This is a genomic window from Psychrosphaera sp. F3M07, assembly GCF_018860345.1.
Classification (GTDB): domain Bacteria; phylum Pseudomonadota; class Gammaproteobacteria; order Enterobacterales; family Alteromonadaceae; genus Psychrosphaera; species Psychrosphaera aquimarina.
Genome location: NZ_JAHKPJ010000006.1, coordinates 1 through 16,244, shown reverse-complemented (window position 1 = coordinate 16,244; position 16,244 = coordinate 1). Strand labels below are relative to the sequence as shown.

15 protein-coding genes and 2 riboswitches are annotated in these 16,244 nt (G+C 38.0%); of the genes, 5 read left to right on the top strand and 10 right to left on the bottom strand.

Going from position 1 to position 16,244, the window contains the following annotated elements; translation table 11 throughout:
• Nucleotides 1-4: 4 nt before the first annotated feature.
• The 10 genes from KO505_RS02810 to KO505_RS02765 all read right to left on the bottom strand — a co-directional run bounded on the left by KO505_RS02810 (nt 5) and on the right by KO505_RS02765 (nt 10,456).
• Nucleotides 5-1,849, bottom strand: coding sequence for a TonB-dependent receptor domain-containing protein (locus KO505_RS02810; protein ID WP_216053929.1), 1,845 nt, complete (start codon nt 1,847-1,849; stop codon nt 5-7).
• 57 nt (nt 1,850-1,906) lie between these two features.
• A riboswitch (cobalamin riboswitch) is annotated at nt 1,907-2,056 on the bottom strand.
• Nucleotides 2,057-2,923, bottom strand: coding sequence for a cobalamin-binding protein (locus tag KO505_RS02805; protein WP_216053928.1), 867 nt, complete (start codon nt 2,921-2,923; stop codon nt 2,057-2,059).
• Between the two features lie 31 nt (nt 2,924-2,954).
• Nucleotides 2,955-3,554, bottom strand: a complete 600-nt coding sequence (gene cobO, locus KO505_RS02800) for a cob(I)yrinic acid a,c-diamide adenosyltransferase (protein WP_216053927.1) — start codon at nt 3,552-3,554, stop codon at nt 2,955-2,957.
• Nucleotides 3,551-5,026 carry a cobyric acid synthase gene (locus KO505_RS02795; RefSeq protein WP_216053926.1) on the bottom strand — a complete coding sequence of 492 codons (1,476 nt, stop codon included), beginning with the start codon at nt 5,024-5,026 and terminating at the stop codon, nt 3,551-3,553. Before KO505_RS02795 ends, cobO begins: the two co-directional genes overlap by 4 nt.
• Complete coding sequence (gene cobU / locus KO505_RS02790; RefSeq protein WP_216053925.1) at nt 5,023-5,586, bottom strand: bifunctional adenosylcobinamide kinase/adenosylcobinamide-phosphate guanylyltransferase; 564 nt, start codon at nt 5,584-5,586, stop codon at nt 5,023-5,025. The genes KO505_RS02795 and cobU overlap by 4 nt, the downstream gene beginning before the upstream one ends.
• Nucleotides 5,587-5,614: 28 nt before the next feature.
• Nucleotides 5,615-6,415 (bottom strand): adenosylcobinamide-GDP ribazoletransferase, encoded by an 801-nt coding sequence (locus KO505_RS02785; protein WP_216053924.1) that lies wholly within the window; start codon nt 6,413-6,415, stop codon nt 5,615-5,617.
• Nucleotides 6,416-7,474 (bottom strand): nicotinate-nucleotide--dimethylbenzimidazole phosphoribosyltransferase, encoded by a 1,059-nt coding sequence (gene cobT / locus KO505_RS02780; RefSeq protein WP_216053923.1) that lies wholly within the window; start codon nt 7,472-7,474, stop codon nt 6,416-6,418.
• A gap of 16 nt (nt 7,475-7,490) precedes the next feature.
• Entirely contained in the window at nt 7,491-8,492 is a 1,002-nt protein-coding gene (locus KO505_RS02775) for an iron ABC transporter permease (RefSeq protein WP_216053922.1), read from the bottom strand.
• The gene (locus KO505_RS02770) at nt 8,489-9,322 is read right to left on the bottom strand and encodes an ABC transporter ATP-binding protein (RefSeq protein ID WP_371819939.1); all 834 of its coding nucleotides are present in this window, start codon (nt 9,320-9,322) and stop codon (nt 8,489-8,491) included. Before KO505_RS02770 ends, KO505_RS02775 begins: the two co-directional genes overlap by 4 nt.
• A gap of 135 nt (nt 9,323-9,457) precedes the next feature.
• Nucleotides 9,458-9,687: riboswitch (cobalamin riboswitch) on the bottom strand.
• 181 nt (nt 9,688-9,868) lie between these two features.
• Complete coding sequence (locus KO505_RS02765) at nt 9,869-10,456, bottom strand: histidine phosphatase family protein (RefSeq protein ID WP_216053920.1); 588 nt, start codon at nt 10,454-10,456, stop codon at nt 9,869-9,871.
• A 180-nt stretch (nt 10,457-10,636) separates the two neighbouring features.
• Here KO505_RS02765 and fusA point away from each other — a divergent pair, with 180 nt between their 5' ends.
• From fusA to KO505_RS02740, 5 genes are all read left to right on the top strand, one after another.
• Entirely contained in the window at nt 10,637-12,730 is a 2,094-nt protein-coding gene (gene fusA, locus KO505_RS02760; protein ID WP_216053919.1) for an elongation factor G, read from the top strand.
• A gap of 614 nt (nt 12,731-13,344) precedes the next feature.
• Nucleotides 13,345-14,085, top strand: coding sequence for a 23S rRNA pseudouridine(2604) synthase RluF (gene rluF, locus KO505_RS02755; RefSeq protein ID WP_216053918.1), 741 nt, complete (start codon nt 13,345-13,347; stop codon nt 14,083-14,085).
• Nucleotides 14,086-14,252: 167 nt separating this feature from the next.
• Nucleotides 14,253-15,023 carry a DUF4097 family beta strand repeat-containing protein gene (locus KO505_RS02750; protein ID WP_216053917.1) on the top strand — a complete coding sequence of 257 codons (771 nt, stop codon included), beginning with the start codon at nt 14,253-14,255 and terminating at the stop codon, nt 15,021-15,023.
• Between the two features lies 1 nt (nt 15,024).
• Nucleotides 15,025-15,267, top strand: a complete 243-nt coding sequence (locus KO505_RS02745) for a PGPGW domain-containing protein (RefSeq protein WP_252731617.1) — start codon at nt 15,025-15,027, stop codon at nt 15,265-15,267.
• Nucleotides 15,268-15,367: 100 nt separating this feature from the next.
• Nucleotides 15,368-16,171, top strand: coding sequence for a crotonase/enoyl-CoA hydratase family protein (locus KO505_RS02740; protein ID WP_216053916.1), 804 nt, complete (start codon nt 15,368-15,370; stop codon nt 16,169-16,171).
• Nucleotides 16,172-16,244 lie beyond the last annotated feature (73 nt).

Here is a 16,244-nt window from a genome sequence, read left to right as displayed (position 1 = left end):
TGACTTACAAACTATAAGTTAAACCTAAATACCACTTTTGACCGGCGGTATTGTAGTTATACGCTGATTGGTATTCTTCATCTAACCCATTACTTACACGGCCATTAACCGAAAGATTATCAGTAATAGGATAACTAGCGGCTAAATTTAACAAGCTATAACTAGGTAACGTTAAACGTCCAAGCACAAAGTCTTCATCGTATGACTCACCTTTGTATTGATATTCAACATACACATCAGCATCACCAACCGTGGTACTAAAACTGTAATTAAAATGCTCTTTTGAACGACGGATTAATTGTTCATCTGTCGCGTCATCAACACTTTCATTTATGCTGAAATTTACGTTATGCGTTCCATATTCAGCAATATATTGTGCTTCTGCTTCTATACCTTGAATATTAACCTTGGCAATGTTTTGTGGTTTATACACAAAATTTGCATCCGCTTGCCATTGGATCAAATTTTCAACATTGGTTTTATACAAACTAACACTTGCTGTTAATTTATCTTGTTGGAATTGCAAAATGAGCTCTGCAGAATCAGATGTTTCTGCTTTAAGATCTGCATTACCAGAAGAGTAAACGCCAGACGGGTAATATAAATCATTAAACGTTGGAGTTTTAAATCCAGTACCGTAACTGGCAACTAGTCTTAATGTATCGGTTAATTCTTTGCCTGCACTTAAATTAAAACTGGTTTCAGAGTCTAAGTCTTCTACTTCATCAAAACGAATTGCCGCTTCTAAGTCATATGAATCTTGTTCAAGACTTGTTTGTGCAAATACACCTAACACGTTTCTTTCTTCATTAACAAACGCCGTAGAGCTGTCAATTTTCTCAATATTGTAATCCACTCCCACCGTCACACTAACGCCAGAATTAAGTGCCGAGTGATTAACTACACTAAACTGATCTCGGTTCGTTTCAAATAAACTATCAAACATAGGATCAGAACCCAGTTTAAAGTTACGGCTAGAGTCTTTGTTTTGACCAAAAGAAACCGTTGTGAAGTTATTCATTCCACTCAGTTTTGTTTCATAACTAACACGGGCTAACCAAGCATAGTTGTCTGTTTCAGCTTCATTATTGCCACCATAAGCATTGTCATACTCTGAGTCATTTTGGTTAGTTTGTACTAACCAATCGACAGCTAGCTGTTTAGATAATGACTGTTGGCCCTTTAATGCAATCGATAGATAATCATATCCATCGTCATCTTCTTCAGCAGAAGCTAAAACATCAAACCCATCAGACTTTTCTTTGTTAATGGTTATTGTTGAACGACCATCACCATGAGTTAATGACGCACTAATTGCCGCTTGTTGATAACCGTCAGATCCTGTTTTTAAACTTATGGTTGTATTAGTTGATTTACGAGTAAAAATTTGAATAACACCACCGATGGCGTCAGAACCCCAAATTGCCGCTCTTGGGCCTTTTACAATTTCAATTCTTTCAATTTGTTCTGGTGAAATGGTTTGTAATTCAGTTGTGCCTAATGTGGCAGAACTTAAACGAATACCGTCTAATAATACTAATGTATGATTTGAGTTAGCGCCTCGAACAAATACTGAAGATTGCTGACCAATACTACCTTGTTGGGTAAAATCAAACCCGGCTACATTTTTTAATAAATCCAAAATAGAATGTGGTTGGATTTTATCAATATCAGAACGTGTAATGACATATTGTGATGATAATGATGAATCTATCGTTTGTTCACTACGATTAGCGGTGACCGTGATGGTTTCAATTTTATCTTCAGCGATTGCTGCTGTTGAAATGCAAGTTAATAGTGCTGTTTGAATAGCACGTGAAACATAAGTTTTTTTATTGTTAACGTTCATAATACCTCTTCCTGTTACGCCCTCCGCGTAACATTGTCAATCACACCCCTTAGATGTCATTGAATATTAAAATTAACCAGGTATCCGGACTTAATAAGCATAAACAAATACTTAAAACACCGTTGCGGGGGCAGTGTCGTAATCTAAACGACTTCCCCTGATTAATTTTTCCATTATGATGATATAAGTTGCTCTTATACCATCGGCTTATTGGCGAACTAACGTTTGCCTAGATCTTTCTATTTTCTGACACATGTCTTCTAAACCGGTTAACATTCGGCGGCTAAAACGATGGATTAAATCCGCGTCTACCTTCATAAATTGGTTGTGCTTTACGGCTGGGATCACACTCCACTGTTGCCAATCAATTACCGGTTGAGGCTTCTCTGAATTTTCTTGCGGCATAATAATCAATTGCGGTTTTGCTACGATGATATTTTCCATGCTCAATTGCGGGTAATCGGTACTGTTATCAGCAAATACATTGGTCGCGCCACAGGTTTGTATGAGTTGATGTATCCATGTATTTTTATTTACCGACATTAATGGTTCTGACCAGAGTTGATAGAACACAGATATCGGTGTTTGATGTTGGTAGGTTTGACGAAGTCGAGACAATTCTTGAGTATATTCTAAAGCTAATTTCTCAGCTTGTTGCTCATGCCCTGTTAACGCCCCAAACAATCTTAATTCAGAGGCGACACCGTCAATATTATCTGGGTCGCTGAAGGCTAACGTTAAACCTAAGTTTTCTAACTTCGCTATATCTTCAGCTTTATTGCCATTGCGCCAAACTAGAACTAAGTCGGGATTAAGTTGCAGTATTTTTTCTATTTGTAGCCCGTAATAACCACCGACTCTGGGTATGTCTAACGCTTGTTTTGGATAATCAGCATAATCAACGGTTGCGACTATTTGTCCACCAGCTCCAATATCAAATAACGACTCAACAATGTGTGGTGCAAGTGCGATAATACGTTGGGCAGGAACTGTTTTGGCTTTAACTGAAAATTCAGCGGCATAAGCTTGCGTAACAAAACCGACTAATAGTAAAAATGTTAAACGTTTAAACATAACTAAACTCAATCTTTGGGAAGTAAAAGTATTAATAATCAAACCCTTTTTGTGCTTTTACACCTGCATCAAAGGCATGTTTTACATTTCTCACTTCGCTAACAGTGTCTGCTAATTCGGTTAACTCTCGATGTGCAGCACGACCAGTGATGATCACTGATTGCATTTTAGGTCGATTTTTTAAAGCCGTTAATACATCTTCCAACTCAACATAGTCATAGGTCACCATGTAAGTCAGTTCGTCCAATAACACTAAGTCGATAGATTCATCCGCAAGATATTGTTTAGCCACTTGCCATGTTTCTTGCGCCGCTTTAGTGTCAGATTCACGGTTTTGCGTTTCCCATGTAAATCCCGTTTCCATATAGGTAAATGGCACACCAACTTGTTGTAATAAATTACGTTCTCCGCACTCCCATCCACCTTTAATAAACTGCACCACAGCAGCGCTCATTCCATGTCCGACACAACGTGCTACAGTACCAAATCCAGAGGTTGATTTACCTTTGCCATTGCCTGTAATAACCTGAAATACACCTTGTTCTGTTTGAGCTGCGGCAATTCGCTCATCAACGCTTGCTTTAAGTTTTTTTTGTCGTTCAACGTGTTTCTGTTCTTTATCTGTCGTCATGTTGTAATTCCTGCAATTTGTTTAATTTTTTCAATATCTAAATGTGTGGTTAAGGTCTTGGCCAAGTTATTTAATTGAAACTCTCTGTGTTCATTTAAATTAAAACCTTGGTCGATACTATTGTTAGGGTCTACCCAATCAAAAATAGCTTTGCTCATAGCGTCACTATCAAATAAACCATGTATGTATGTGCCGATGATTTGATTATCTGAAGAGACAAAACCGTCGTTTTGTATCACACCGCTTTTATTGATTTTAAAAGCTGGGTGCTCAAGAGCCTTGCCTGAACTTTCACCACAATGAATTTCATATCCGTTAAAACTAGTAGGTTGCAAGGTAAAACAAGCGTGGCCTTGGATCTGTTCCAGTTTTTTATTAGCGGTTAATTCTGTAGTGAAGTCAGCCAGCCCTAATCCCACAATTCCTCTATGAGAAGATTCTATACCGAGTGGGTCTTGGATTGATGTACCCAACATTTGAAACCCGCCACATACACCTAATAATTTGCCACCATAACGTAAGTGTCTATTAATTTTATTAGGCCACTGCTGCTGTTTTAAATAAGTTAAGTCACCAATCACATTTTTACTGCCAGGCAAAATAACCAGATCGCAGGCCGGTAAGTCATCAAATATTTTTACGTACTGTAAGTCTATATTAGGATGTAAACGCAGCGCATCAAAGTCAGTATGATTACTAATGTGAGGTAAGATTATAACGGCAATAGTGAGTTGCACTTGGCTCTTAACATTAGCGATACTAACCGCATCTTCGGCATCCAATGCTAAGTCATGTAAATATGGTAGAACGCCTAATACTGGAACTTTGGTGCGTTGTTCTAACCAGTCCAAACCAGATTGTAATAATGCAACATCACCACGAAAGCGATTAATTACAAACCCTTTGACCCTTTGTTGCTCTGATTCTGACAATAACGCTAAGGTACCAACTAAGTGCGCGAACACGCCACCTTTATCAATATCGGCAATGATAATCACTGGGCAATCAACCGCTTCGGCGTACCCCATATTAGCAATATCATTTTCTCGTAAATTTATTTCAGCTGGGCTACCTGCACCTTCAACCATTAATAAATCAAACTCGGAGGCTAGCCTGTGATGAGATGTTAAAACAGCCTCCATCGCCACTTTTTTATAGTCATGATAGCTGTCAGCTTCCATATTAGAGAGGGCTTTACCGTGCACTATCACTTGCACACCAGTGTCTGAATTTGGTTTTAATAATATTGGATTAAAATCTATTCTACTTGGTTGTCTAGCCGCAACCGCTTGCAGTGCTTGAGCACGACCTATTTCACCGCCGTCTTCAGTAACCGCACTGTTTAACGCCATATTCTGTGGTTTAAAAGGCGCGACATTATATTGTAAGTCCGAAAAAACTCGACATAACCCAGCCACTAATGTGCTTTTACCTGCATCCGATGTAGTGCCTTGCACCATTAATACGTTCATGGTGTATGCTCGGTATTTTTTAACGTTAACGGTAAACCTGCCATCACAAACTCTACTTTGTGCGCTATGTTCGCGATGTCCTGATGTAACCACCCCGACTCATCAACAAATACACGAGACAACTCACCAAGCGGGACTATGCCATGTCCCACTTCGTTACTAACCAAGATAACATGGCAGTTAATTTCACTGGCTCTGTGCAATACCGCTAAAAATCGTTGTTTTTGCTGCGCCCATTGCTCTAAGTCATGACTTGAACATAACCAATTACTTAACCATAACGTTAAACAATCCACCAGCACACAGGTATTTGGCGCTATAATTTGATCTAATGTTTCAGCTAATAAAAGCGGAGTTTCAGTTAGCAGCCAATCGCTTGGACGGCTTAATTGGTGTTGCTTAATTCGATCACGCATTTCACTATCTTTGGTTTCTGCTGTAGCAATATAGTGAACGGTTAACCCTGCCTGCTCTGCTAATTCAGCTGCTAAGGATTCCGCTAATCTGCTTTTGCCAGAACGCGCACCTCCTAATATCAACTGAATATATGTTTTATTCATATTTCTAAATCCACTTGGCCAATTTCATTTAGCAACTTCCTATAAGCGTTAACATGAAAATGTAGATTACTAGCTCAAATACTTGCTGAGCCGCCCCTAATACATCACCGGTATAACCACCAATTTGTTTGTCAGTAAATTTGATAAAGAAGAAACGTACCAACCAAATAATGACAGACAACCCCAACCATTGAGTCAGGTTTATATCTAAAAATTGCATCACTAGATAAATGACTAAAACAAGACTTAACAATAATGGAGCGACACTTGAACTTGATAATGATGTAGCCACAGGTTTGGTTTTAGTTTCCCCTTCCAATTGCACATATTTTAACGACGGTATGATGGAAACGGCTAATACTCGACTTAATGTATGGGCCAGTAACAGCGAAAACATTACATAATAAGTGTTATGTTCCGCTAACAATAATAGAGCCTGAAACTTGATCAGCAACGAAATACATAGAGCCGATGCACCATAAGTACCTAACCGACTATCTTTCATTATTGTTAACTTTTGCTCCGGTAACCAACCGCCACCAAACCCATCAGCCGTATCGGCTAAGCCATCTTCATGGAAGGCTCCTGTAAGCATTAACCCAAAAGCCATACTTAATAAAACAGCTATAGAAATAGGAAGTACTAACATACTTAAAAATAGAACGGACGCACATAACGTTGCAATGAAAAAGCCAACCAAACCAAAATAACCAGTAGCTAAATTCAACGAAGAGTCATTCACTTCACGTTTAATAGAAACAGGCAGTCGAGTTAAAAATACAATGGCAAGTTTAAATAGGAAAAATTGGTGTTGAAGCACATTGAACATTTATATGTCACTCACTACATTGACGACGTTAGCTTGCTCAAAACTTGCCATCTCATTATAAAAAGCTAATGCAGATTGAATTAATGGTAAACACAAAGCCGCCCCTGTCCCTTCACCAAGTCTCATGTTTAAGTTTAATAACGGTTTAGCATCAAACCATTGCAACATTTTGTCGTGCCCTTGTTCTCCTGAACTATGCGCAAAAATGAAATAATCTTGTACATTAGGATCAATTAACTTGGCAATCATAGCCGCCGCTGTACAAATAAAACCATCAACTACAATAGGAATTTTGCGTTCTGCCGCGGCCAACATAGCACCGCAAATTTGTACAATTTCAAATCCACCGTAGGTAGCTAAAATATCCAACACATTTTCTTTTGGTATACGATGATGGTCGAGTGCTTGCTGAATAAGTTGTTGTTTCTTCAATAATGTTTCTTGGTCAATTCCCGTACCACACCCTACACTTTCAACAGCTGGGAGCTCCATTATGGCACTCATAATGGCGGATGCAGAACTAGTATTACCTATCCCCATTTCTCCAAACGCGATTAAATCACAGCCTTCATTAAATTTTTCATGCACTAACGCTTTTGCAAAAACAAAACCTTGTTCCATTATGGTGTGGGACATAGCAGGCTCGATATGAAAGGGTTTGGTACCGCAACCCAGTCTTTGTCGGCGTATCGAGATGCTATTAATTGGCTGTAGAATTCCAGCATCAATAACATCTAATTGCCAACCGAGTTGTTTACTAAATACATTTATAGCGGCGCCATTGGCTGCAAAGTTATTAACCATTTGACCAGTGACTGCACTTGGCGCGATAGATACGCCATAATCTGCTATGCCATGATCTCCTGCAAAAACAAGTAAATGAGGATAATTTATTTGTACAGGTTTAATTAACTTACCGTGAATTTCACTTTGAATATTTAATACTTGAATTACTAAGGTTTCTAATTGGCCTAATGCACCCAAAGGTTTAGTTTTGTTATTTATCTCTGACCAAAACTCTGACTCATATTGTTTCGACAACGGTTGAACATTAAACATAATTAAAACCTTAGGGTTAAATAACTGACTTTTGCTTTCGAACGTAAAGCAAAGTTAAAAAGAACAAACTGCCTACAGCAGCAGTAATAATACCGATTGGTAATTCTTGATTATCTAAGATCACACGTGAGGCTATATCCACCCAAAGCATAAAAATACCACCAACTAAGGCAGTAACGACAAGACTCTTACGACTGCCTTGCCCGATAAAGAAGCGAACTATGTGCGGGATCATCAACCCGACAAAACCAATACCACCACATAAAGCGACAATACTTGCGGTTAACAAAGAGCTGAGTAACAACATAATGACGCGTAACTTATTTACATTTACGCCTAACGTTACTGCACCCTCATCTCCTAATAATATGGCATTTAACTGCCTTTGTTTGGCAAACATAAAAGCTAAACAGCTTAATACCACTAGGCAAGGGAACCATAATAAGTCCCACTGTGCTCGAGAAAAACTCCCCAACGTCCAAAACAAAATAGCCGTTACCGCTTGAGGGTCACTCCAATACAACATTAGGCTAGTGAATGAACTGAACAAAAACGACAAAGCAACGCCAGCTAACAACATAGACTCAACTTGCTGTTGTCGACTAAAACCAGAGATAAGTAGTAACAAACCAATAGCGAGTAAACTGCCGACAAAGGCAGCAAAGGATAAATAAAAGCCTAACCCTATTCCTGCCATGGTCATAGCCACGACTACACCAAATGAAGCACCTGATGAAATGCCAAATAAATATGGATCAGCCAATGGATTTCGGGTGATAGTTTGTAAAATAAGTCCAGCCATGGCTAAACCACTACCCGCAATAAACGCTAAAATACTGCGGGGCATTCTTAGTTGCCAAACAATACTATGAGCGAACTGTCCTGAATGTTCATTCATGCCAATAATGCTCAATAAGACTTGATAAAAAGATAAATCGGCAGCACCGATTGCTAATGCAGAAATAAAACTAACGACCAACGCCAATAAAACGACAGCTATTAAAGTAAATGACCTCACTTATCATCTCCTTGGTTAGCTGCACGGTCACTGCTGTTGTAACCATAAAAATAAGTCACATGGGGCGCATGATGTTGAGGATGTTGACTCACTTTAGTACAAACATCAAAAACGTTAGACAACATAACTTCAGTGATAACCTCTTTTGGTTGCCCCACAGCTTGTAAGTTGCCTTTTTTTAAGACTAGTAATTGATCACAAAGTGCACTAGCTAAATTTATGTCATGAAACGAAGCGATAATGGTAATGCCTAACGACTTAGCTAATTCCATGATCTGTATTTGATATTTCACGTCTAGGTGACTGGTTGGCTCATCCATCAATAAAAGTTGTGGTCGTTGTACAATAGCCCGTGCAATCATGACTCTTTGTTTTTCACCACCGGATAAGGTTTCAAAGTCAACTTGGGTCTTATCGCTTAAACCAACTTGTTCTATCGCTGTTTTGATCAATGCGAGATCGTCTTTACTGTTATTACTAAACATCGTTTTATGTGGAATAAGACCTAAAGCCACCACATCAAAGACAGACAAATTAAATTGTTGCGGGGTATGTTGCAAAACTACGGCAACGTTGCGAGCAAATTCTTGATTTGACAGTGACCTAATATCTTGGTTATTAAATGTAATTTGGCCGTTTTCAGGTGAGATGTATCGGTATAAGCAGCGTAATAAACTGGATTTACCTGCACCATTAGGCCCTAACATACCGGTAAAGCTACCAACGGGAACTTGAAAACTAATGTCAGACAAAATCTGAGTATTACCTGCATACCAGCTTAAGTTACTGACAGATAATAGGGGATGATTTATTTTGTTTGTTGTTGACACTAATAACTCGCTACGTTTACACATTTTTGCGGAACACGTAAGCAAACACCAACAACAAGTACGACTTGGAGATGATAGATAAGCCCATTTCGAGTATGCCCGCTCGTTTTGGTGATTGTTTCATTTTAAAATATGGAACTTGTTTAGATTAAACTTTGGTATCCTGACTTACAGCGTCTCGGCATTTCCCTTCCCAATCTTGTTCTATATTTATTAAAATACAGATCATTAAAATCAGTGGTATAAAATGCTGCTCTGTTTACAGTTGCGGGTACAGTTGTGGAATCCCTTTCATTTATTAAAACTAAAGGCCACCACATTCCCATAACGATATTAAGTTATAAATGCTTAAACTTTAGTATCGTTATATTTAAGCGTTAAACACGCCTAAATAAAGTTTAATTCTCTAAGGATTGAAATAACTATTAACATACTTAAATTGCAAGTCGTCAATGGAAATTCAATGCAAAAAATTAAGTGACCATTATCCGTATGCATGAATAAATAACAAGATAAAAGAAAGTACAATTGGCTATTAACACTTAATTAAAACTTCAACATCGGCCAAACATTACCTTGGTCATCTTGTTTAACTTCAATGTTTATGATCCCTGCGTAATCGATTTTAATTTTATTAGATAATTCCGCATAATGCATTTCATTAAGTAAGTTTGAAATTACCTGTTTAATCACCCCTGCATGTGTGAGTACAACGGTATCACCCGAAGCTTGATGAATTAAACTTTGCCACCACTTATTTACTCTGGTTTGAAATGCTAAGAATGACTCTCCATTCGGTGGTGTTATGTCGATTGGGTTTTGCCAAAAATCGCCAAGAGAAGGTGTTTGTTGCCAAAGTGAGTCATAACCAATGCCGTCCCAATCACCAAAATTCATTTCTTTGATATTCACTTCAACATCGACCGTCATTTTACGCTTAGTTGCAATGTACTCCGCCATCACCAAACATCGTTTTAATGGTGAAGAAATCAAACGCTCAAACTTCAAGTTATTAAATCGATTGATTAATTGTTGCTCCCCCAATTTAGACAAGTTCAAATCTGTGTGTCCTAACAATAGACCTAGTTGTTCAGGTTCACCGTGCCTAACAAGTGTTATATTTATGGTTTTCAATCTAATCAAGCCTATACAAAACGAAAATACCCATAAAATAGATACCACATTTATAATAAATTTAGTTACTTATATTAAACTTCAATATTTTTTATTAAAAGGTGTGCTGATTAATCAATTAATGATAGAATCCGTCGGCTTTTTTTAACCAACTTATTATTAAGAAGATAGAGTAAGACAATGGCTGACTTATCGAAGTATAGAAATATAGGTATTTTCGCTCACGTTGATGCGGGTAAAACCACTACGACAGAGCGTATTTTGAAATTAACTGGTCAAATCCACAAGACTGGTGAAGTGCACGACGGTGAGTCAACAACTGACTTCATGGAACAGGAAGCTGAGCGCGGAATTACAATCCAATCTGCTGCTGTAAGTTGTTTCTGGAAAGATCACCGTTTTAACGTAATTGATACTCCTGGACACGTTGACTTCACTGTTGAAGTTTACCGTTCTCTTAAAGTATTAGACGGTGGTATCGGTGTATTCTGTGGTTCTGGTGGTGTTGAGCCTCAATCAGAAACTAACTGGCGTTATGCAAATGACTCAGAAGTTGCACGTATCATTTTTGTCAACAAATTAGACCGTATGGGTGCTGATTTTTACCGTGTAGTTAAACAAACTCAAGACGTACTAGGTGCTAACCCTCTAGTTATGGTTCTACCAATTGGTATAGAAGACGAGTTCTCTGGTGTTGTTGATTTACTTTCACGTAAAGCATACATTTGGGATGACACAGGTCTTCCTGAAAATTATGAAATCACCGATGTTCCTGCGGACATGGTTGATAAAGTAGAAGAATACCGTGAGATGCTAATCGAAACTGCTGTTGAGCAAGACGATGACCTAATGGAAGCATACATGGAAGGCGAAGAGCCATCTTTAGAAGACATCAAACGTTGTATCCGTAAAGGTACTCGTACAATGGATTTCTTCCCAACATACTGTGGTTCTGCATTTAAAAACAAAGGTGTTCAATTAGTTCTTGACGCTGTTGTTGATTATTTGCCTTCACCTACTGAAGTTGATCCTCAGCCTCTAACAGATGAAGAAGGTGAGCCTACTGGTCGTCACGCTATCGTTTCTGCTGATGAATCTTTCAAAGCATTAGCATTCAAAATAATGGATGACCGTTTTGGTGCATTAACATTCGTACGTATCTACTCAGGTAAACTGAACAAAGGTGATACGATCATGAATGCAGCTACTGGTAAAACAGAGCGTGTTGGCCGTATGGTTGAGATGCAAGCTGATGACCGTAAAGAACTTACTTCAGCACAAGCGGGCGACATCATCGCTATCGTTGGTATGAAAGGTAACGTTCAAACTGGTCACACTTTATGTGATCCTAAAGATCCAATCATCTTAGAAGCAATGGTTTTCCCTGAACCAGTAATCTCTATCTCTGTTAAGCCTAAAGATAAAGGTTCAACTGAGAAAATGGGTATTGCTATCGGTAAAATGGTTGCAGAAGATCCAACATTCCGTGTTGAAACTGACCAAGATTCTGGTGAAACAATCCTATCTGGTATGGGTGAGCTTCACTTAGACATCAAAGTTGATATCTTAAAACGTACTTACGGTGTTGAGTTAGAAGTTGGTGAGCCTCAAGTTGCTTACCGTGAAACTATCACTAAGCCTGTTGAAGATACTTATACACATAAGAAACAATCTGGTGGTTCTGGTCAATTCGGTAAAATTGATTACCGTATCAAGCCTGGTGAACCAGGTTCTGGTTTCACTTTCGCATCAACAGTTGTTGGTGGTAACGTACCTAAAGAATTCTTCCCAGCAATCGAAAAAGGATTTGCAGGCATGATGGAAACTGGTGTTTTAGCTGGCTTCCCTGTTCTTGACGTTGAAATCGAACTTTACGATGGTGGTTTCCACGCAGTCGATTCATCTGCAGTAGCATTTGAATTAGCAGCACGTGGCGCATTCCGTCAATCTATACCTAAAGCAGGTGCTCAACTTCTTGAGCCTGTAATGGCAGTTGACGTATTTACTCCTGAAGATCACGTTGGTGATGTTATCGGTGACCTTAGTCGTCGTCGTGGCATGATCGCTGGTCAAGAAGCTGGCGCTACTGGCGTACGTATCAAAGCTGACGTTCCTCTTTCAGAAATGTTTGGTTACATTGGTTCATTACGTACAATGACTTCTGGCCGCGGCCAATTCTCTATGGAATTCAAAAACTACATGCCTTGTCCAGGCAGTGTTGCTGATGAAGTAATTGCTAAAGCTAAAGCAGAAAAAGACGCAGCTAAAAAGTAATTAATTTTAACTTTTAGTTGTTACAAAAAACCCACTTAATTAAGTGGGTTTTTTTGTATCAATTTAAGATTAATCAATTCACTCTACATTAGTTACTTCTGTATAAACGACCCAGGTATTTGGATATATTGCTGCAAGGTCTCTTTTCATTCTTGGAGAGTTCATCTCACGGTAGTTTGAATATGTAACGGGAAGATCATCATGTAGCTCAATTTCAATAATATTTTCAGGTAACGATTTTAATGGATAGGTAAGTATTCGAGCAGATGAGCGGATCCGCCAATCCTAACCAAGGAATTTAAGTAAGAAGCAAAACCTAGGGAAACATCCCTGCAGTGTACCTTGAAGATACATCTTCACCTTCTAAACAGATCATTTCTTTTATTAAGCCAAACCTCTGAAGTTTATTTCATTATGTTCTACATCGATGATTGGAACGGAGCCTACGACAAATAGACAAACAAATATCACAATCCAATTCATACCAGCTATTCTGATCCTTAATTTCAATTACGTAATACCAATAATTAACATGCTAAAAGTGTGGCCTTTAAGGAATAAAATTCAAATTAAGAATGTGGTAAGATTTAGTTGCAATCATTTGGAGAAAAAGTGTGGCTGAACAACAAGGTAAACGTCTTAATAAATTCATTAGTGAGTCAGGGTATTGCTCTCGTCGAGAAGCCGATAAATTAATAGAGCAGCAAAGAGTCAAAATCAATGGTGTTATACCGGAGTTAGGGACCAAAGTTATGCCTAACGATAAAGTCACAGTCAATGGTAAGCCTATAAGCGCGATGCCAGACAATAAATCAGACAGAGTATATATTGCTTACAATAAACCTATCGGCATCACCTGCACGACTGAGTTACATGTAAGAGGTAATATTGTGGATGCAATCAATCACAGTCAACGAATTTTTCCAATCGGCCGCTTAGATAAACCTTCTGAAGGGTTAATATTTTTAACCAGTGACGGTGATATTGTTAATAAAATACTCAGAGCTGAGAATGCCCACGAAAAAGAATACTTAGTAACGGTAGATAAACCTCTAAATGACAGGTTCAAAAATAAAATGGAAAGAGGCATACCTATTCTTGGTACGGTCACTAAACCATGCAAGGTCAAATTAGTCGGAGCAAAACAATTTAATATTATTTTAACTCAAGGACTAAATCGCCAAATTCGACGTATGTGCGAATACCTAGGTTATGACGTCGTTAAACTGAAACGAACTCGAATTATGAACGTAGATTTAAAAGGTTTAAGAGTTGGTCAATGGCGAGAGTTAAGTAAACAAGAAATGGACACCATTAACAGAGCAGTTTCAAACTCAACAAAGACGGCCGACTGATTTTTAGTTTATTAGACCAAAGATTAGTTTTTATCACTAGAGCCAATTCATATAATTTAATATTTTTCTTTTAAAACAGATAGTTAAATATTGGCTCTATTTTTGATTAATAACGCTACATTAATCGTTATTAACGCATATTAAAACCTGTATTTTGGAAGTAAACCATGAAAAAAACTTTAAAACTCATCCCACTTTTTACCTGTTTAACTCTGATCACTGGTTGTGTATACCATGTAGGAGGCAACCGAGACAATCACACCGCTAACGTAACTTTAAACGAAACCCTAGAATTAGATGCGACAGCATTAAGCCAACTTAATATTGACGCTGGGGCAGGATATTTAAATATTATTGGCAGTGACACTAACACCATCATGGTAGAAGCAAAAATAAGAACTGATGAAGAAAGACGTTACACCCTCACTTTAAAAAAGTCAGGAAACCAAGCAATGTTAGTGGCTGAGCAAAAAAGCTATGGGAGTTGGTCTGGCAGCTCTCCTTATATAGATTTAACAGTAACAGTGCCTAAAACACTCGCACTTGATATTGACGACGGCTCTGGTGACATTAGTATTTCACGTATCAATAACTCTATAACCTTAGATGACGGATCCGGCTCAATAGAAATTTCTAAAATTAATGGTGATATTCAATTACAAGATGGTTCTGGTTGGATAACGTTAGAAAATATCAATGGTAATATTAACGTTGAAGATGGCTCAGGTGATTTAACAATATCAAACACCTCTGGCAATATTTATATTGATGATGGTTCTGGTCAACTCACTGTATTAAATACCAGTGGGAAAGTAACCGTGGATGACGGCTCTGGTGATATCACCATAGAGAACGCGGGTGGGTTAAATATCATTGAATCAGGTTCTGGTGGTTTAAAAGTATCTAACATCAGTGGCCAAATGAATATAGGTTCATAATATGAATAGTTATTTATTGATCAAAAAAATACTCCTAACTATTCTAGGTGGCGCTCTAACCCTAGCAGGTTTAATATTTATTATATTGCCTGGGCCATCAGTGCTATTTTTACTACCTGGGCTATATCTATTAAGTCTAGAGTATGAACAGGCCAAAGTATGGCTGAAGAAGGTTCAAAAGATGATGACTAATACCAGCCGTTGGGTAGATAAAAAGATACGTCAAAGAAAACATTCTTACTAAAAAGAACAGGAATAATGGGAACCACAAGGTTCCCATTTTTTTATCTGTTAATATTTGTTATAACAACTGTATTAATTATTATAATAATAAAGATCTTTTTATGACGACCAATTTAGTTACGCTCAATATTCAAGACAATGGCGTTGCACAAGTAACATTGAACAGGCCTGATAAACTTAACGCACTAAATTTGGATATGTTCAAAGCCATTAATAAAACAATTTCATTGATAGATAATAATAAACGTATTCGCGTGGTTATCTTATCTGGATCTGGAGAGGACTTCTGTAGTGGTTTAGATATTAAATCAGTAATGAGCCGGCCAATTAACGCAATAAAACTATTATTTAAATGGTTACCTGGCAACCGAAATCTCGCACAAAAAGTAACAAATGAATGGCGAAAACTAAACATTCCGGTTATTGCAGCTATTCATGGCCGTTGCTGGGGGGGAGGTTTACAAATAGCATTAGGGGCTGACTTTAGAATAGCCCATCAAGACGCCTCATTAAGTATCATGGAAAGTAAATGGGGATTGATACCCGACATGGCGGGTAATACTCAAGTTAGAAAATTAATGCCTATTGATCAAGCAATGAAGCTCACCATGACAGCTGAAGTACTAACGGCTGAGCAAGCACTACAATATAATTTGTTAACTGAAGTAACGGACGATCCACTAGACAGAGCCAATCAGTTAGCGTTATCCCTCATAGAAAAATCGCCAGATGTATTAGCTGCGATAAAAAAATTATTCAACGATAATTGGAATGGTTCTGAAAGAGCTCTATTTGCCAAAGAAAGTTGGTATCAAGTTAAAATTTTAGCCGGGAAAAACCAATCAATAGCCACTAAAAAAGCGCTCGGTAAAGACGCGACTTATAAAAATAGAGGTAACTGGTAATCACCTAGTTTTAAATTCTCGTTCTACATTTCGTTATTACATTAAATTTTAGGCAATAAAAAAGGCCACCTAA

Excerpts from the sequence above, each read along its gene's own strand:
- KO505_RS02740 (WP_216053916.1), top strand. The coding sequence starts at position 15,368 with ATGACGACCAATTTAGTTACGCTCAATATTCAAGACAATGGCGTTGCA.
- KO505_RS02810 (WP_216053929.1), bottom strand. The coding sequence starts at position 1,849 with ATGAACGTTAACAATAAAAAAACTTATGTTTCACGTGCTATTCAAACA.
- KO505_RS02745 (WP_252731617.1), top strand. The coding sequence starts at position 15,025 with ATGAATAGTTATTTATTGATCAAAAAAATACTCCTAACTATTCTAGGT.
- KO505_RS02785 (WP_216053924.1), bottom strand. The coding sequence starts at position 6,415 with ATGTTCAATGTGCTTCAACACCAATTTTTCCTATTTAAACTTGCCATT.
- KO505_RS02795 (WP_216053926.1), bottom strand. The coding sequence starts at position 5,026 with ATGAACGTATTAATGGTGCAAGGCACTACATCGGATGCAGGTAAAAGC.
- fusA (WP_216053919.1), top strand. The coding sequence starts at position 10,637 with ATGGCTGACTTATCGAAGTATAGAAATATAGGTATTTTCGCTCACGTT.
- cobO (WP_216053927.1), bottom strand. The coding sequence starts at position 3,554 with ATGACGACAGATAAAGAACAGAAACACGTTGAACGACAAAAAAAACTT.
- KO505_RS02805 (WP_216053928.1), bottom strand. The coding sequence starts at position 2,923 with ATGTTTAAACGTTTAACATTTTTACTATTAGTCGGTTTTGTTACGCAA.
- cobT (WP_216053923.1), bottom strand. The coding sequence starts at position 7,474 with ATGTTTAATGTTCAACCGTTGTCGAAACAATATGAGTCAGAGTTTTGG.
- KO505_RS02750 (WP_216053917.1), top strand. The coding sequence starts at position 14,253 with ATGAAAAAAACTTTAAAACTCATCCCACTTTTTACCTGTTTAACTCTG.
- cobU (WP_216053925.1), bottom strand. The coding sequence starts at position 5,586 with ATGAATAAAACATATATTCAGTTGATATTAGGAGGTGCGCGTTCTGGC.